Genomic DNA, 16,880 nt, shown 5'->3' on the forward strand with positions numbered 1-16,880 from the left:
GATTGGCTGCCGGAGTCGGCGGCGATGATGTGGGTTCGGGAGGGATGCAACAGCAGGACCGCGCCACGGGAATCGCCGGGAATCCGGTCGGTTCCCTGTGCCCTGGGTGTTCCGGTACGTCGCCGGGGTGGCGGTGTTCGCGGGCGCGGCGCACCGCCGGGGCCGGCAATGAGGGAAAGCCCGGCGGCGGGGTCGTGGCCGTCATCGTGACCATCGTCGTGGCCGTGGCCTTCGTCGTGGCCGTCACGGTCGGCGGGAGCGCACAAGTGCGGAGACGAGGAGGAGAGGGCCCGGTGGTCGGGCAGTAGCACTGCACCTGAGGTCATCATCGCGGGCCACCTCCTGTCGTGGATCGATCGGCCGACCTACTGCCCAGGATATCGCTCACACGTTCGATTGGCAACTCTGTGTAGTTGGCTATGTGCGAATTGTCGTGAATGGGAGGGGGTGAGGGTGGCAGCGATGAAGTCAGCGGTCTTCCATGGGCGTTCGCTTGGTGTTCCGCAACGCCTTCAACCCAGCGTGAATCCATCGTGAATCCATCGTGAGCTGCGCGTTCACACGCTCGGCGAAAGGCACCCATCACGCGAGTCCTCTACTACTCCTTAGGCTCCCCCGCCGCCGCCAACGCCATGACACCCGCACAACACGACAGTCACAGCACGCCGGAACCAGCCCTGTGATCAGCGCTTGCGCCGGAGGCGGGCCGGGAGGCCGGTGATGCCCCACAGGGAGATTCGCCACAGAGCCTCGGTGGCCACGCGGCCGCTCATCTTGCTGGCGCCGATGGTGCGGTCTACGAAGGTGATCGGGACCTCGACGACGCGTAGGTCGTTGCGGACTGTGCGGAGGGTCAGGTCGACCTGGAAGCAGTAGCCCTGGGAGTGGACGCCCTCGATGCCGATCTTGCGGAGGGTGGTGGCGCGGTAGGCGCGGAAGCCCGCGGTGGCGTCGCGGACCGGGAGGCCGAGCATGATGCGGGTGTAGATGTTGGCGCCGCGGGACAGGAATTCGCGGGAGGACGGCCAGTTGACGACCTTGCCGCCGGGGACCCAGCGGGAGCCGATCGCCAGATCGGCGCCGCCGGCCACCGCGTCGAGGAGTTTGGCCAGTTCCTCGGGCTGGTGGGAGCCGTCGGCGTCCATCTCCACGAGCACGTCGTAGCCTTCGGCCAGGCCCCACTGGAAGCCGGCGATGTAGGCGGTGCCGAGGCCCTGCTTGCCGGGGCGGTGCAGCACGCGCACCTGCGCGTCGTCGGCGGCCAGTTCGTCGGCGACCTTTCCGGTGCCGTCGGGGCTGTTGTCGTCGGCGACGAGCACGTCCACGTCGGGCAGCGCGGTGCGGAGCCTTTTCACGATCAGCGGGAGGTTCTCGCGCTCGTTGTAGGTGGGGACGATGACGAGGACGCGTCCCGGCATCCGATCCATGCGACTCCCTAGTCCAATCCCTGACTGTGACCCTGGCTCTGGCCCTGACTGCGAAGCCGGCCGTCGCCCTCGCTCTGGCCGTGACCCTGGCTGTGCTCACCCGGCACGTCGTCCTGTGCCGCCCTGCCGTCCCGCCTGCTTTCCCGCTGCCGCCATGCCGCACCGGCAGCCACCATCGTCGCCGCCGCCCCCATCAATATCAACAGCAGCTCTGGCCACCCGCCCACCCGGGTGGCCAGGGTGTTCGCGGTGCGCACCGGCACGGTCACCACGGTGCGGTCGGGCACCAGCTCGGCGGTCTGCCATTGCACGGTCCCGTCCGGGCTGACGTAGGCGGAGATGCCGGTGGTGGCCACGGCGATCACCGCCCGGTTGTGCTCGACGGCGCGCAGCTGGGACATGGCCAGCTGCTGCGGCGGCAGGTTGGTCAGCTCGTAGGTGGCGTTGTTGGTCTGCACGACCAGCGGCGAGCCCCCGGCCCGGACGGTGCCGCGCACGATCTGGTCGAAGGCCACCTCGTAGCAGCTCACCGCCCCGACGGTGACCGGGCCGACCCGCAGATCCCCGTCCTCGGACCCCGGCACCGACTGCCTGCCGACCAGGTTGGCCCGCTCGAACAGCGCCAGCACGATCTCCTTGTACGGCGTGAACTCCCCGAACGGCACCAGCTTCTGCTTGTCGTAGTAGGCCCCGGGCCCGGTCACCGGATCCCACACGACGGCCCGGGTGGCCCGGCTCTCGGCTCCGATCGACACCACGGCCCCGACCAGGACGGGCACCCCGACGTCCTTCACGGCCGCGTCGATGGTCTGGTAGGCGGCCGCGTTCCGGTACGGATCGATGTCGGTGGAGTTCTCTGGCCACACCACGATGTCCGGTTTCGGCAGCTCGCCCGCCCGCACGGCGGCGGCCAGCCGGTGGGTCTCGTCGGCGTGGTTCTTCAGCACGACGGCGGGTTCGTTCCCCGCCCAGCCGAGACCGCGGCCGGGCACGCTGCCCTGGACGACCCCGACGCGCAGGGCCTTGCCCTCGTCGCCCGGCCGGGGAACGAGGAGTCCGAGCACCGGCAGGGCCACCGCCCCGGCGAGGATCAACGCGACCTGACGGTTCCAGGCGGGGCGCGGCAGGCCGCGCACGAGCAGGAAAGAGATCAGCGAGCCGGACAAGACCACCGTGAAAGTTACAAGCGGGGCCCCGCCCAGCGCGGCATGCCCGGTATACGGGGAATCGCCTTGGCTGAAGGCGAGCCGGGCCCAGGGGAAACCCCCGACGGGGAACTGGCCGCGGGCCCACTCCTGGGCGACCCACAGGCAGGCGACCCAGAGCGGCCACAGCCGCAGCCGCATGACGAGGACGGCCGCGACTGCCATGACGGCCCAGAAAGCGCTCTCAATGGCGACCAGGGCCAGCCAGGCGTCGTCTCCGATGGGCCGCACCCAGGCCATCGCCGGGAACAGGAAGGCCGCGCCGCCCAGATAACCGAGCCAGGCCGCGCGGCGGAGGCCGGCGCCGTACAGACCGAAGAACAGGAGCGCCACCCCGAAGGGCGCGGTGAACCACCAGCCGAGCGGAGGAAACGCGAGGAATGTCAGGATTCCGCCGCCGATGACGATGAGCGCGCGAGCCCAGGCGGGCGGTCCGGCCAGGTGGCCTGAACCGGGCGTCTCCGCCGTCTCGGCCACGTCGGGGACGGTCGCGTCACTCAGCACGATAGGACCGTACCCGCGATGACCAGCGGACCCCAAACCACGGGGGGCGTTATGAGTCAATGGTCCTTGAGTTCTCCTGTGGCCACAGGAGAACTCAAGGACCATCCCGGCGTTTCGCTCCGGGCACGGGTGCCTTCGTGCCCTTCGTCCTTCGCAGTCGCTCACACGAGACGGAACAGGACGCGGACGAACCCTTCGGACCGGTTCCGTCCCGTCGGCGGCGGGCGCGGAGTTCCGTTGTCTACTGGGTGTCCGGATCCTTCCCGGGTCCAACCCCCCACCCGGTTGGGGTGCCCCGCCTCGACGGAACGTCGGCGCTGCGCCTGGCTGAGCTAACGGACGGACCTTGTGGTCACGCTCCGTCACGGACGCAGAATCCGACGATGTCTGAAGACGGCCAACCGGTCAGTCCCGTGCTGGACTGCGCAGCAAACTACCGACCTCAGCGCAGATGTCAACCGTGTCCCGAACAGCGGGAATACCAAGTTTTCGCAGGTAGGACAGGCCCGGGCGAGAGCCACCGTAGGGGTGCGCACCGGGGATGTCCCCCACCGACCGCTATTGCCGCACTACTGGGTGCGCCGATCCAGGGCCGTCAAAACAGACGGCAGCCCCGCGGTGTGCACCACGCCAAGCCGTCGCGTGGCCCGGGTCAGCGCGACATAAAGATCGCTTGGGCCGCGCGGCGACTCGGTTAGGATCCGGCCCGGCTCGACGACGATCACCGCGTCGAACTCCAGGCCCTTGGCCTCGGCCACGGTGAGCACCGAGACGGCCGCCTCCAGCGCGGCCGGTCCCGCGCCGGTCACCGCGCCGGGGAGCTCGACCCGGAGCCCTTCGGGGACGAGCACGACCAGCTTGCCGCCCGGCACCTGGTGCTCGGCCACGATGGCGGGGAGTTCGCCCAGGTCGGCGACGTGCCGGGCCCAGGGCCGCTCGCCGCTCTCCCGTACCGATTCGGGGGCCTTCAGGGCGGGGTCGACCAGGGTGAGGACGTCGGCGGCGACGGCCATCAGCTCGACCGGGGTGCGGTAGTTGACCGACAGCCCGGCCTCACGCCACCGTCCGGCGGCGTAGGGGTCCAGCACGTTGGCCCAGCTGAGCGCGCCCGCCGTGGAGCCGGTCTGGGCGATGTCGCCGACCACGGTCATCGAGCGGGTGGGGCAGCGTCGCATCACCAGGCGCCAGGCCATCGCCGAGAGCTCCTGCGCCTCGTCCACGATCACGTGCCCGAACGCCCAGGTCCTGTCCTTGGCGGCGCGTTCCGCGGTGGTGAGGTAGGTTTCCTCGGCCTGCTGCCGATCGGCGAAACGCTCGGCGTCCATGATGTCGGCCATGCCGGTGAGTTCCAGCACCTCGCGGGCGTAGGCGAGCTGCTGCTCGCGCTCCTCCTCGGCCCGGCGGGCGGCCCGCAGCACGCTCTCGTCGATGTCGCCGAGCAGCTCGGCCGCCTCGTCGAGCAGCGGCACGTCGGCCTCGCTCCACCAGCCCTCCCCGGCCCGGGGCGGCTCGCGCAGCAGCAGGTCGGCCTCGGCCGGGGTCAGCCCGGCGTAGGCCATCCGCTCCCGGGAGGTGAACAGCCCGATCAGCAGCTGCTGCGGGGTCAGGTAGGGCCACAGCCGGTTCAGCGCGGCCCGCACCGGCTCCTCGGTGCGCAGGTCCTCGCGCAGGTCGGCGAAGTCCTCGTCGTTCAGCATGCCCCGGCCGAGATGCCGGGCGGCCTGCTTGGTCAGCGCGTTGAGCAGCTGCCGCACGAACACGCTCCTGGCCGCGTTGTGCGGCCGCCGCGACTTGACCGCCCGGGAGCGGGCCACGTCGCAGGTCTGCCGGTCCAGCTTGAGGGTGAACTTGTCCAGCCTGATCTCGACCGTCTGCCGCGGCATGCGCTGCCGATCCTGTACGGCTCGCGCCACCACCTCCGCCATCCGCGCCGCCCCCTTGAACGCGGCGGCCTCCGGCCGTTCGGCCCGGCGCGCGGTCACCCCGGGATAAAGCTCGGCCACGGTGGACAGCAGCACGTCGGTCTCGCCCAGCGACGGCAGCACCTGCTCGATGTAGCGCAGGAATGTCAGGTTGGGCCCGAGAATGAGCACACCCCGGCGTTCCAGCCGTTCCCGGTAGGTGTAAAGCAGGTACGCCGCCCGGTGCAGCGCCACCACGGTCTTGCCGGTGCCCGGCCCGCCCTGCACGACCAGCACGCCGTTCAGGTCGCTTCGGATGATCTTGTCCTGCTCGCCCTGGATGGTGGCGACGATGTCGCGCATCCTGCCGGTGCGGGTCTCGCCGAGCGCGGCCAGCAGGGCGGCCTCGCCGTTCAGGGTGGCCTTGTCGGCGTCGGAGAGGCCGTCCAGGTCGAGCAGGTCGTCGTCGATGGTGAGGACGGTCCTGCCCTTGGTGTGCAGGTGGCGGCGGCGGGTGACGCCCATCGGCGCGGCCGGGGTGGCCCGGTAGAACGGCTGCGCCACCGGGGCCCGCCAGTCGATCAGCAGCCGGTGCTGGTCGTCGTCGGACAGGCCCAGCCTGCCGATGTAGAGCCTGGTCTCATCCAGTTCCGCGCCGACGCCGTCGACCAGGTCGAGGCGGCCGAAGCAGAGGCCGTGCTCCACCGCCCACAGCCGGGCCAGGCGGGTCGCGTACATATCCGCGAACGAGTCGCGCTCCGAGCGGTTCTGGTGGGTTCCGCCCGCGGCGCCCTGGGCCAGGACGCCGTCCAGCTGCCCGCGGGTCCGCACCCGCAGGACGTCCAGCCGCTCGTAGAGCGTGGCGACGTATTGCTGCTCGCGGGCCAGCTCGCCCGCCGTTGAATGAGACATAGGCCGCCAGATTCTACCTGGGTGCCCACGACTCTCACGACGGGCGAGTCGGCGATCATTCCATCGGTTTCAGCGTTTCACCATATTTACGGAGTGGTGCAGGTGTAGCCGGTCGGCACGGCGGTGTTGCCGTTGGGGCGGCTGCCCTGGAAGCCGAAGTTGCCGCTGCCGCCCGCCGGGAGGTTGCCGTTGTGACCGACGTTCTTGGCGGTCACGGTCTGGCCGCTGACGGTCAGCGTGGTGTTCCACGAACCGGAGATGGTGTGACCGGCGGGCAGGGTGAAGGTGACCGTCCACGAGGTGATCGGCGCGCCACCGGCCGTCACCGTGACCGGCTGGATCACGTACCCGTTGTTCCAGGTGTTCTGGGTGGTGGCCACGACGGTGCAGGCACCGCCAGTACCGCCGCCGGTGGTGGTGAAGGTGACCAGTGCGGAGTTGCCGGACAGGTTCCCGGCGCCGTCGCGTGCCTGGACGTACACCTGGTACTGGGTGTTGGCGGTAAGGCCGGTCAGGGTGATCGAGTTGGTCGTCGGCGAACCCAGCAGCGGGTCCGTCGCACCCTGCTCGCGATACACGTTGTAACCCGCCAGACCAGAACCACCCGTGTCCGTGGACGCCGTCCACGTCAGAGTCGCACCCGAAGAGGTGACATTGGAGGCGGTAGGCGTACCAGGAGTGGACGGCGGAGTCGTGTCGGTGCCGCCGCCGGTGGTCGTGGTGAACGTCACCAGCTGGGAGTTGCCCGACAGGTTGCCCGCGCCGTCACGGGCCCGGACATAGACCTGGTACTGGGTGTTGGCCGTCAGCCCGGTCAGGGTGATCGAGTTGGCCGTCGGCGAACCCAGCAGCGGGTCCGTCGCACCCTGCTCGCGATACACGTTGTAACCCGCCAGACCGGAACCACCCGTGTCCGTGGATGCCGCCCACGTCAGGGTCGCGCCCGACGAGGTCACGTTGGACGCGGTCGGGGCGCCCGGCGTGCTCGGCGGGGTCGTGTCGTTGCCCGGCGTGGAGTTGTTGAGGCCGAAGAACTGGATGGCGAGCGCCGCCTGGCCGCTCAGCGGCAGGCTGTGCCCGGTGTTCGCGATGCTGTACGCCTCGACCTTGAGGTTGCCCCCGCCGTCCCGGTACTGGGTCCTGGTCCAGTTCGGCTGCGGGGTCGTGGTGGAGGAGGGCGTCTGGCTGATGCCGTGGACGTTGGTCCACTGCTTGATCTGCTCGTTGAAGTTCGGGTACGCGAGGGTGGTGTCGGTGGTGCCGTGCCAGATCTGCATCGGCGGCCGGGCCCCGGTGTAGCCGGGGAAGGCGTTGCGCACCAGGTCGCCCCACTGCTGCGGCGTCATGATCCGCTGGCCGGAGGAGCACTGGCTGTTCCACATCGAGCCGTCGGTGGTGGCGAAGCAGCCGAACGGCACGCCCATGAACGCCGCCCCGCCCTTGAACACGTCCGGGTACGCGCCGATCAGCACGTTGGTCATCATGCCGCCGGAGGAGGCCCCGGTGACGTAGACCCGGTTGGCGTCGCCGTTGCGGTTCTGCACCGCCCAGCGGACCATCGACACGATCCCCAGCGAGTCGCTGCCGCCGTTGTGGGTCAGGGTCTGCGGCGAGGACACGTCGAAGCAGCTGCCGCTGCGGGTGGCCGTGGGGTAGATCACGATGAAGCCGTACTGGTCGGCCAGGGACGCGAACTGGGTGCCCGAGAAGAAGGCCTGGCCGGAACCGGTGCAGTAGTGCACGGCCACCAGGATGGCGGGGTTCGGCGCGACGTTGTCGGGCACGTAGATGTGCATGCGCAGGTTGGTCGGGTTGGTCCCGAAGCCGGTGACCTCGACCAGCGACGCCGCCGAGGCCGGCCGGGCGAGCACCAGGCCGGCGACGACCATCAGCATCGCCACGGCCGTGCTCACGACGCCTTTCACCTTCGTCATTCGCTCTCCTTAGAAACGTTTCGCAGCTAGCAGCGATCGCATTCGGCGGAAACGTAGGCCGCGCCGGGAGGCCGGTCAAGCGCTTGGCCAGGGCGGGGGCACGCGGCCCTGGCCAGAGAGCGGAGCGAGAGAAACTTTCAGGTGCGAAGCGAGAGAAACCTTTAGGCGCGGAGCGGGAAAAGCTTTCAGGCGTGAGCGGGAAGGCGCGAAGCGGGAGAACCTTCAGGCGCGAAGCGGGGAAAACTTTCAGGCGTGAGCGGCAGAACCTTCAGGCGGGGGCGGCCGTGCTCTGGCGGACCACCAAGGTCGTGGCGAGCTCCACCCTGGTCTGCGCGGGAGGCCGCCCCGAGGCCAGCCCGACGGCCAGTTCGGCGGCGGCGGCGCCCATGTCGGTCAGCGGCTGGCGCACGGTGGTCAGCGGCGGCCCGCACCACCGGGTGAACTCCAGGTCGTCGAAGCCGACCACGCTCAGATCCTGCGGCACCCGCAACCCGGCCCGCCTGGCCGCCTCGAACACGCCGAGCGCCTGCAGGTCGTTCCCGGCGAAGACGGCGGTGGGCCGGTCGGGCAGGGCGAGCAGCTCGGCTCCCCTGGCCAGGCCGTCCTCGAAGGCGAACGCACCGTCCCGGACCAGCGCGGGGTCGACCGGGATCCCGGCGGCGTCCATGGCGGCGCGGTAGCCGTCCAGCCTGGCCCGCGCGCACAGGAAGCCGAGCGGGCCGCTGATCTTGGCGATCCTGCGGTGGCCCAGGTCGAGCAGGTGCCGGGTGGCGGCCACCCCGCCGCTCCAGTTGGTCGCGCCCACCGACGGGATGGCGTGCCCCGGCTCGCCGGTCGGGTCCAGCGCGACCAGCGGGATCGCGCTGGTGGACAGCAGGCCCTGCTGCTGCGGGGTGAACCCGGCGTAGACGGCGATCACGGCGGTGGGGCGGCGGGCCAGCACCTGCTCGATCCAGCCGCGCCCGGGGGCGAGCCGCCCGCGCATCTCGCTGAAGCCGACGGCCAGCTCGTGCGCGCGGGCCACCGACTCCACGCCGCGCATGATCTCGATGGCCAGGTGGCTCTCCAGGACCGAGAACACCACTTCGAGGATGGCGGCGGGCTCGACCGCCTCGGGGCGGCGGTAGCCGTGCTCGCGCAGCAGCTCCTCGACCCGCCGCCGGGTGTCGAGGGCCACCCCGGCCCTGCCGTTGATCACTTTGGAGACCGTCGGCGCGGAGACGCCCGCCAGCCTGGCGATGGTGGCGACCGTCATCTCGCCCCGACGACGCCCGCGCCGCCGCGCCTCGGGATCCGTCGCCGTCACGCGGCGAAGTGTACATGGGTCACAACTCGGTCGCGGCGCTTGACTAGTTCGGAAAGACTCTTTACTTTCATTGGGTGGTTAGGAAACTTTCCTAACCGTTCTGGGAGGGACTCACCGTGAGCCAGCTCGTGCCCGGCACGCCGAGCCTGCTGCGGGCGATCAACGACAGGGCCGCGCTGCAGGTGCTGCTCGACCGGGGGCCGCTGACCCGGCCCGAACTGGGCGCGCTCACCGGGCTGTCCAAACCGACCGCCTCCCAGCTGCTGTCCCGGCTGCAGGAGGCCGGCCTGGTGGTGCTGGACGGCATCCGCGAAGGCCTGCCGGGCCGCACAGCCGAGTTGTACCGCATCAACGCGGCGGCCGCGCACGTGGCCGCGCTGGACGTGACGCCGGCCAGGATCGCCGTCGCCGTCGCCGATCTTACCGGCACGGTCGTCGCCGAGCACCGGCTGGCCACCCCCGGACGGGCGGCCGGGGACCCGAAGGGTGTGGTGGCGAAGGTCCGGGCCGCGCTCGCGGGGGCCGGTCCCGGCCTGCCCCGGCCGAACCGCGTCGTGATCGGCATCCAGGGCGCGCTGGACCCGGGCACCGGGCGGCTCGGCTACGCGGCGCACATCCCCGGCTGGCACATGCCCGACCTGCTCGGCAGGCTCCGGGACGGGGTCGGGGTGCCCGTGGACGTGGAGAACGACGTCAACCTGGTCGCGCTGGCCGAGCAGGCGCACGGCACCGCGCGCGGGCACCGCGACTTCGTGCTGCTGTGGGCGGACGCGGGCATCGGGTCCGCGCTGGTGCTGGGCGGCCGCCTGCACCGGGGCGCCACCGGCGGCGCGGGCGAGGTCGGCTACATGCCGGCCGTGGGCGCGCCGACCGCCCGCGAGGTGGGCGAGGGCGCCGACCACGGCTACCAGGCGCTGTCCGGCGGCCCGGCCGTGCTGCGGGTGCTGCGCGAGCACGGCCTGCGCGGCGCCACCCCGGCCGTGGCGGTACGGCACGCGGTCCGGGCGGCGGACGGCGGCGGCAGGCTCGCGCCCGCCGCGCGCGAGGCGCTGGGCGAGGTGGCGGGACGGCTGGCCATGGGCCTGGCCGCGGTCACCGCGGTGGTGGACCCGGAGCTGGTCGTGCTCTCCGGCGGCATGCTGCTGGCCGGAGGCGAGACGCTGCGGGCGCTGATCGAGCGCGAGCTGCACGCGCTCTGCCTGCCCAACCCGCCCGTGCGGCTGTCCACCGTGGCGGGCAATCCCGTTCTCGCCGGGGGACTGGATCTCGCCTTGGACGCCGTACGCGACGAGGTGTTCAGTTCGACGAAGGTTCTCATGACAGGAGCACACGGGTGAAACTCGCCGTGGTCGGGGGCGGCTCGACGTACACGCCGGAGCTGATCGACGGGTTCGCGCGGCTGCGCGGCGAGCTGCCGGTCAGTGAGGTGGCGCTGGTCGATCCGGACGAGGGCAGGCTGGCGCTGATCGCCGGGATGTCCCGGCGCATGCTGGCCAGGGCCGGGCATCCGGCCCGGGTCACCACGTGGACGGATGTCGCGGCGGGCGTGGCCGGGGCCGGGGCGGTGCTGCTGCAGCTGCGGATCGGCGGGCAGGCCGCCAGGAACGTGGACGAGACGCTGCCGCTGGAGTGCGGCTGCGTCGGGCAGGAGACGACCGGCGCGGGCGGCCTCGCCAAGGCCTTGCGCACGGTTCCCGTCGTGCTGGACATCGCCGCCACGGTGCGGGAGCACGCGCCGGACGCGTGGATCGTCGACTTCACCAACCCGGTCGGGATCGTCACCAGGGCGCTGCTGGACGAGGGGCACCGGGCGATCGGGCTGTGCAACGTGGCCATCGGGTTCCAGCGCCGGTTCGCGCAGCGGCTCGGGGTGGATCCGGCCCGGATCTCGCTCGGGCATGTCGGGCTGAACCATCTGACCTGGGAGCGGAGCGTCCTGCTGGACGGCGTGGAGGTGCTGCCCCGGCTGATCGAGGAGCACGGCGAACCGATCGCGGCCGAGATCGGGCTGCCCGCCTGGGTGGTGCGCCATCTCGGCGTGGTGCCCTCCTACTACCTGCGTTTCTTCTACGAGCACGACGCCGTGGTGGCCGAGCAGAGGGCCAAGCCGTCCAGGGCCGCCGAGGTCAAGGCCATGGAGGACGCGCTGCTGGAGATCTACGCAGATCCGGCCGCCGACACCAAGCCGGAGCTGCTGAACCGGCGCGGCGGCGCGTACTACTCCGAGGCGGCGGTCGCGCTGATCGCCTCCCTGGTGAGCGATCGGGGCGACGTTCAGGTGGTGAACACCCGCAACGACGGCACGCTGCCGTTCCTGGACGACGACGCCGTCATCGAGGTCCCGGCCGTCGTGAACGCCTCCGGCGCCAGGCCGCTGCCCGTGCCCGCCGTCGAGCCGTTGTTCCGCGGGCTGATCGGCAACGTGTCGGCGTACGAGACGCTGGCCCTGGAGGCGGCGCGGCACGGCGGCGCGGACCGGGTCAAGGACGCGCTGCTGGCGCACCCGCTGATCGGGCAGGCCACGCTCGCCGCCGAGCTGGCCGACCGGCTGATCGCGGCCAACCGGGCCTACCTGCCGTGGGCGGCCCGGTGAGGACCGTGCTCGCGGTCGACGGCGGCAACAGCAAGACCGACGTCTGCCTGGTCGCCGAGGACGGCGCCGTCCTGGCCGCCGGGAGAGGCGCGGGCTTCGCCCCGCAGAGCGCCGGGGTGGCCGCCGCCATCGACGTGATCGGCGAGACCGCCGCCCGCATGCTGCCCGGCGCTCGGCCGCCGTACGCCGACCACATCGCCGCCTACGTCGCGGGCGCCGACCTGCCCGTCGAGGAGGACCGGCTCCAGGCCGAACTCCGCTCCCGCGGCTACAGCTCCAGCGTCGTGGTCGCCAACGACACCTTCGCCCTGCTCCGCTCGGGTTCGTCCGCCCCGTGGGGGGCGGCCGTGGTCTGCGGCGCGGGCATCAACGCCGTCGCCGTCGCCCCCGACGGCCGGGTCGCCCGCTTCCCGGCCCTGGGCCGCCTCAGTGGCGACTGGGGCGGCGGGTCCGGCCTGGCCGAGGAGGTTCTCTGGCACGCGGCCCGCGCCGAGGACGGCCGCGGCCCCGCCACCACGCTCACCGACGCGGTCCGCGAAACGTTCGGCACGCCGTCCGTGGAAGCGGCCGTGATCGCCTTCCACCTCGGCGACATGGCCATGGGACGCCTGCACGAACTGGTCGCGCCCCTGCTCGGCATGGCCTCCGGCGACCCCGTCGCCCGCGCGATCGTCACCCGCCTGGCCGAGGAGATCACCCTGCTCGGCACGGTCGCCATGCGCCGCGTGGGCCTGCTCGCGTCCCCTTGCGAAGTCGTTCTGGGCGGCGGCGTCCTCACCGCCCGCGACCCGCTGCTCACCGCCCTGATCGAGGAGCAGTACGCGGCGAGGGCCCCACACGCCACGCTCCTGGTGACCGAGGTCCCCCCGATCGTCGGCGCGATCCTCCACGGCCTCGACCACCTCAAGGCCAAGCCCTCCGCGTACGACAAGGTCCGCGCCCATTTCCGCCAGCCGGTCGGGGCGGATCCTGAGGGCGGCGTCACGGCTCAGGGGGCGATCGCCGGGGGGCGGTAGTCGTAGGGGGTGCTCAAGACCACGGTCGTCCGGGTGGACACGTTGGCCGACGCACGGATCTGGTTGAGCAGGTCCTCCAGTGCCGACGGCGACGCCACCCGCACCTTGAGGATGTAGCTTTCGTCGCCCGCGACGCTGTGGCACGACTCGATCGCGGTCAGGTGCCGTAACCGATCCGGCGCGTCGTCGGCCGCCGCCGGATCGATCGGCTTGATCGAGACGAACGCCGTCAGCGGCAGCCCGATCTCGTCGTAGTCGATCAGCGCGGCGTATCCCCGCAGCACGCCCCGTTTCTCCAGGCGGCGCACCCGCTGGTGCACCGCGGACACCGAAAGGCCGGTCTCCTTGGCGAGGTCGGTGAAGCTCATCCGCCCATCGGCGGCCAGCAGCGTCACGATGCGGCGATCGATCTCCTCCACCCCGCAAACGGTACCGCCGCCGTGACCACTCCCGGACCCGGAAGTGGTCACGGCCTGATTCCATCAGTAGCCGTCCGTCGCCTCACTTGCCCCACCGGCCCCAATCGGCACATTTAGGGGCGATTTTGCTCGTTTGGGCTCAGTCGGCGATGAAGCTCACGCTGGCCACCTCGTAGCCCCTGGCTTTGGACCCGCGCACGTGCATGACCACCGCGCCGCCCTCGTAGGAGTACGCGCACGCGTATCCCTTCGGCTCCTTGCTGCAGCCCTGGTAGAAGTGCGTGACGCCGTTCGGGTCGTACTTGACCTTGAAGCGGGTGTCGACGGCGGCCTGGGTCGCCACCTCCAGCGCCTGCCGCCGGTCCCCCAGCACGAACGCCTTGTGGAAGTGCTTGGTCACGGTCCCCGGGGACGCGAACCGCGAGCGGTAGACCCGCGTCACCTTGTTGCCGGTCACGACCATGCCGAGACCGTTGAGGTCGCCCGGCACGTTCACGCTGGTGTGCACGAACCGGCAGTAGTTGCCCTTGCACCCGGCGAACTTGTCCGGTGCCTTGAACACGTACGCGAAAATACTGTTCACCGCCCCGGGTGTCGCGACCTTGGCCGCCGCCACCTTGTCGTTCTTGAGCCAGGCGTGGAACAGCTTCTTCGCCACCGTGGCGGGCGCGGGCTTGGTCTGCGCGCTGGCCGGAGCGGGAAACATCATCACGGCGCCCGCCACCACGGCGACGCCACCTAAAGCGATTCGAGAGAACATGCCCTGAAACTACTGGCAGCCCCTTGCGCCCTGGTTGACCCCGGCTTTCACTCGATCCGCATCCGTGAAATGCCTGCTGACACCCATGCCACGGTCTAAGTCGTACATGTCGCGATTCGGGCGTTAAGGGCCTGGGCACTCTGGCCACATCATGAGCTACTCGGCTCAGACGGGGAGGTTCCGGTGCCCGATGAACGGCCGATTCTGGTGACCGGGGCCGCCGGAGGGGTCGGCGCGGTCGGGCGGACCGTGGTCGAGCTGCTCCGGCGGGACGGCCTGCCTGTTCGTGCGCTCGTGCATCGGGAGGACGAGCGGGTCGAGGCGTTGCGGGTTATGGGCGCGGAGGTGGTGGTGGGGGATCTCAGCCGCGCGCCCGACGTCGTGCGGGCCGTGGAGGGGTGCCGGCGTATGTACTTCGGTATGAGCGTCTCGCCGGACTATCTGGAGGCCTCGCTCACCACGGCTGCGGTCGCCCGCCGTTACGGAGGGCTGGACGCTTTTGTGAACATGTCCCAGATGACCGTCTCGCAGATGGATCTGATGAGTACGGAGGAGTCGGTTCATCAGCGGTATCACTGGCTGGCCGAGCAGGCGCTGAACTGGTCGGGTGTTCCGGTTGTGCACGTCAGGCCGACGGTGTTCATGGAGAATCCGCTTTTCATGATCTTGGCGGTCTCGTCGATCAAGAAGGATGGGACGATACGGCTGCCGTTCGGCTCGGGCCGTACCTCTCCGGTCGTGGCGCATGATGTGGCCGAGGCGGTGGCCGCGATTCTGCGGTCCCGTGGCCCTCACGTTGGGAATGTCTACGAACTGACCGGTCCCCGATCGTGTGATTTGACGGACATGGCGGCGGAATTCTCCGAGGTGCTCGACCGGCCGGTCACCTACATCGACGTTCCGCTCGGCGAGTGGGTCGATCAGAGCCTCCGGCCCCTGAATCTGCCTCCGCATCTGTTCGACCATGTGGTCACCATGGCCCGGCTGCACGCCAAGAACCGTTATGACCGCGTCACCGCCGACGTTGAGCTCCTCACCGGAAAGCCCGCCTCGGGTATCCGCGAATTCCTCGAATTCCACCCGGAGTTGTCGCTCTGAAGGGCTGGCCGGGCCCCCAGTGCGGGAGCCCGGCCGGTGGGGAATCAGGGGGAGGTGCAGGTGTAGGCGGTGGGGACTGAGGTGTTGCCGTTGGGGCGGCTGCCCTGGAAGCCGAAGGACGTGCTGGCTCCGGCGGCGAGGTTGCCGTTGTGGGCGACGTTCTTGGCGGTTACCGTCTGGCCGCTCTGGGTGAAGGTGGCGTTCCAGGAGCCGGTGACGGTGTGGCCGGCCGGGAGGGTGAAGGTGACCGTCCAGGAGGTGATCGGCGAGGTGCCCGCGGTGACGGTGACCGGCTGGATCACGTAGCCGTTGCCCCACTGGGTCTGGGTGGTCGGGACGACGGTGCAGGCGCCGCCGCCGGTGCCTCCGGTGGTGGTGAAGGTGCCGAGGGGGGAGTTGCCGGAGAGGTTGCCGGCGTTGTCCCGGGCGCGGACGTAGATCTGGTAGGTGGTGTTCGCGGTCAGGCCGGTGAGGGAGAGCGTGGTGCCGGTGGTCTGGCCGAGGAGCGGGTCGGTGGCGCCCTGCTCGCGGTAGACGTTGTAGCCCGCGAGGCCGGAGCAGCCGGAGTCGGTGGAGGCGGCCCAGGTGAGGGTCGCGCCGGAGGCGGTCACGCCGGACGCGGTCGGGGCGCCCGGGGCGCTGGGTGGGGTGGTGTCGACGCAGGTGCTGGGCTGGGTGGTGAAGGTGACCAGGCCGGAGTTGGCGGAGAGGTTGCCCGCGGCGTCCCTGGACCGTACGTAGATCTGGTACTGGGTGTTCGGGGTCAGGCCGGTGAGGGTGACGGTGTTGGTGGTGGGCGAGGCCAGCAGCGGGTCGGTGGCGCCCTGCTCTCGGTGCACGTTGTAGCCGGCGACACCGCCGGTGCCGCCGGTGGAGGCGGTCCAGTTGAGGGTGGCGCCGGTGGAGGTCACGTTGGAGGCGACCGGGGTGCCGGGCACGCTGGGCGGGGTGACGTCGCCGCCGCCGACCAGGGGGGCCAGCACCGGGTACCACGCGTTGGACATCTTCTGGTCGCCGGCCGCGTTCGGGTGCACGCCGTCGTAGGTGTCGGTGGCGGTGTTGAAGCCGGTCCAATGGTCGACCACGGTGATCGGCGAGGCGGCGGTGGTCTTGCCCGCGGCCCAGGCGGGGATGGCGTTGTTGAAGTCGACGACCCGCTGCGGGCAGGGGCCGCAGGCGCTGGCCGCCATTGGGATGATCTTGGCGACCAGGATCTTCATGTTCGGGTTGCTGGCGCGCATCTGGTCGACGAGCTTGCCGAACGCGGTGAGGATGGTGGCCGGGGCGATGTTGCTCCACACGTCGTTGGTGCCGAAGTGCATCAGCACGACGTCGGGATTGGTGGCCGACAGCCAGCCGGGCAGCTGGTTGGCGTTGGCGACGTTGGTGGCGAGGAACCCGCCGTGGCCTTCGTTGTCCCCGTCGTACGGCACCCCGCAGCCCTGGGGGCCGAGCGTGCCGACGAAGTCGACGTTGGTGAGGCCGTTGCTCTGCAGGCGGTTCCAGAGCAGGGCCCGCCAGCAGCCGGGGGAACCGGTGATCGAGTCGCCCAGCGGCATGACGCGCACGGGGGCGGCCTGGGCGGGGGCGGTGAAGCCGAAGACGACTGCCCCCACCATGGTTAGCAAAATCGTGAGAAAGGTGCTGATTTTTCGGCGCATGCGTACTCCTGTGGTCGGCTCAGGCGATGCTAGGAGCCGACTGATCGGATAGGCATGTCATGACCAGGGCCGATATCGGCTACCTGCGGCTTTTCCGAAACGGGAATGTAATTTTCGTTATTTCGGCCGGGGGCCGGAGGGCAT

The 16,880-nt window shown here is 70.7% G+C and carries 13 protein-coding genes; 5 read left to right on the forward strand and 8 right to left on the reverse strand.

Going from position 1 to position 16,880, the window contains the following annotated elements; genetic code table 11:
• Positions 1 to 308: hypothetical protein (locus Amac_RS26635; protein WP_218041295.1), on the forward strand; the 308-nt coding region annotated here is incomplete at its 5' end.
• Positions 309 to 683: 375 nt separating this feature from the next.
• Here Amac_RS26635 and Amac_RS26640 read toward each other — a convergent pair.
• The 5 genes from Amac_RS26640 to Amac_RS26660 form a co-directional block, all read right to left on the reverse strand.
• Complete coding sequence (locus Amac_RS26640) at positions 684 to 1,427, reverse strand: polyprenol monophosphomannose synthase (protein WP_155357146.1); 744 nt, start codon at positions 1,425 to 1,427, stop codon at positions 684 to 686.
• Between the two features lie 8 nt (positions 1,428 to 1,435).
• A complete protein-coding gene (gene lnt / locus Amac_RS26645; protein ID WP_246268716.1) occupies positions 1,436 to 3,136 on the reverse strand; it encodes an apolipoprotein N-acyltransferase in 1,701 nt (566 codons plus the stop codon).
• A gap of 569 nt (positions 3,137 to 3,705) precedes the next feature.
• Positions 3,706 to 5,949 carry a HelD family protein gene (locus Amac_RS26650; RefSeq protein ID WP_155357148.1) on the reverse strand — a complete coding sequence of 748 codons (2,244 nt, stop codon included), beginning with the start codon at positions 5,947 to 5,949 and terminating at the stop codon, positions 3,706 to 3,708.
• Positions 5,950 to 6,035: 86 nt separating this feature from the next.
• A complete protein-coding gene (locus Amac_RS58400; protein ID WP_155357149.1) occupies positions 6,036 to 7,883 on the reverse strand; it encodes an extracellular catalytic domain type 1 short-chain-length polyhydroxyalkanoate depolymerase in 1,848 nt (615 codons plus the stop codon).
• A 268-nt stretch (positions 7,884 to 8,151) separates the two neighbouring features.
• Entirely contained in the window at positions 8,152 to 9,189 is a 1,038-nt protein-coding gene (locus Amac_RS26660; protein WP_246268718.1) for a LacI family DNA-binding transcriptional regulator, read from the reverse strand.
• Positions 9,190 to 9,305: 116 nt separating this feature from the next.
• On the opposite strand from Amac_RS26660, the gene Amac_RS26665 reads away from it, so the two are divergent.
• The 3 genes from Amac_RS26665 to Amac_RS26675 are packed head-to-tail and all read left to right on the forward strand — an operon-like array spanning position 9,306 to position 12,798.
• The gene (locus tag Amac_RS26665) at positions 9,306 to 10,526 is read left to right on the forward strand and encodes an ROK family transcriptional regulator (protein ID WP_155357150.1); all 1,221 of its coding nucleotides are present in this window, start codon (positions 9,306 to 9,308) and stop codon (positions 10,524 to 10,526) included.
• A complete protein-coding gene (locus Amac_RS26670) occupies positions 10,523 to 11,782 on the forward strand; it encodes a 6-phospho-beta-glucosidase (RefSeq protein WP_155357151.1) in 1,260 nt (419 codons plus the stop codon). Before Amac_RS26665 ends, Amac_RS26670 begins: the two co-directional genes overlap by 4 nt.
• Complete coding sequence (locus tag Amac_RS26675; RefSeq protein WP_155357152.1) at positions 11,779 to 12,798, forward strand: N-acetylglucosamine kinase; 1,020 nt, start codon at positions 11,779 to 11,781, stop codon at positions 12,796 to 12,798. Before Amac_RS26670 ends, Amac_RS26675 begins: the two co-directional genes overlap by 4 nt.
• On the opposite strand, the gene Amac_RS26680 is transcribed toward Amac_RS26675, so the two are convergent.
• Both Amac_RS26680 and Amac_RS26685 read right to left on the reverse strand, forming a co-directional pair.
• Positions 12,771 to 13,217 carry an Lrp/AsnC family transcriptional regulator gene (locus Amac_RS26680; RefSeq protein ID WP_155357153.1) on the reverse strand — a complete coding sequence of 149 codons (447 nt, stop codon included), beginning with the start codon at positions 13,215 to 13,217 and terminating at the stop codon, positions 12,771 to 12,773. The genes Amac_RS26675 and Amac_RS26680 overlap by 28 nt on opposite strands.
• Before the next feature lie 139 nt (positions 13,218 to 13,356).
• Complete coding sequence (locus Amac_RS26685) at positions 13,357 to 13,977, reverse strand: hypothetical protein (protein WP_155357154.1); 621 nt, start codon at positions 13,975 to 13,977, stop codon at positions 13,357 to 13,359.
• A gap of 183 nt (positions 13,978 to 14,160) precedes the next feature.
• Between Amac_RS26685 and Amac_RS26690 the strand changes: the two genes are divergently transcribed.
• Entirely contained in the window at positions 14,161 to 15,075 is a 915-nt protein-coding gene (locus Amac_RS26690; protein ID WP_155357155.1) for an NmrA family NAD(P)-binding protein, read from the forward strand.
• 44 nt (positions 15,076 to 15,119) lie between these two features.
• On the opposite strand, the gene Amac_RS57420 is transcribed toward Amac_RS26690, so the two are convergent.
• Complete coding sequence (locus Amac_RS57420) at positions 15,120 to 16,694, reverse strand: fibronectin type III domain-containing protein (RefSeq protein ID WP_218041296.1); 1,575 nt, start codon at positions 16,692 to 16,694, stop codon at positions 15,120 to 15,122.
• Positions 16,695 to 16,880: the final 186 nt, after the last annotated feature.

Origin of the sequence: Acrocarpospora macrocephala (assembly GCF_009687865.1) — a bacterium.
Lineage (GTDB): Bacteria > Actinomycetota > Actinomycetes > Streptosporangiales > Streptosporangiaceae > Acrocarpospora > Acrocarpospora macrocephala.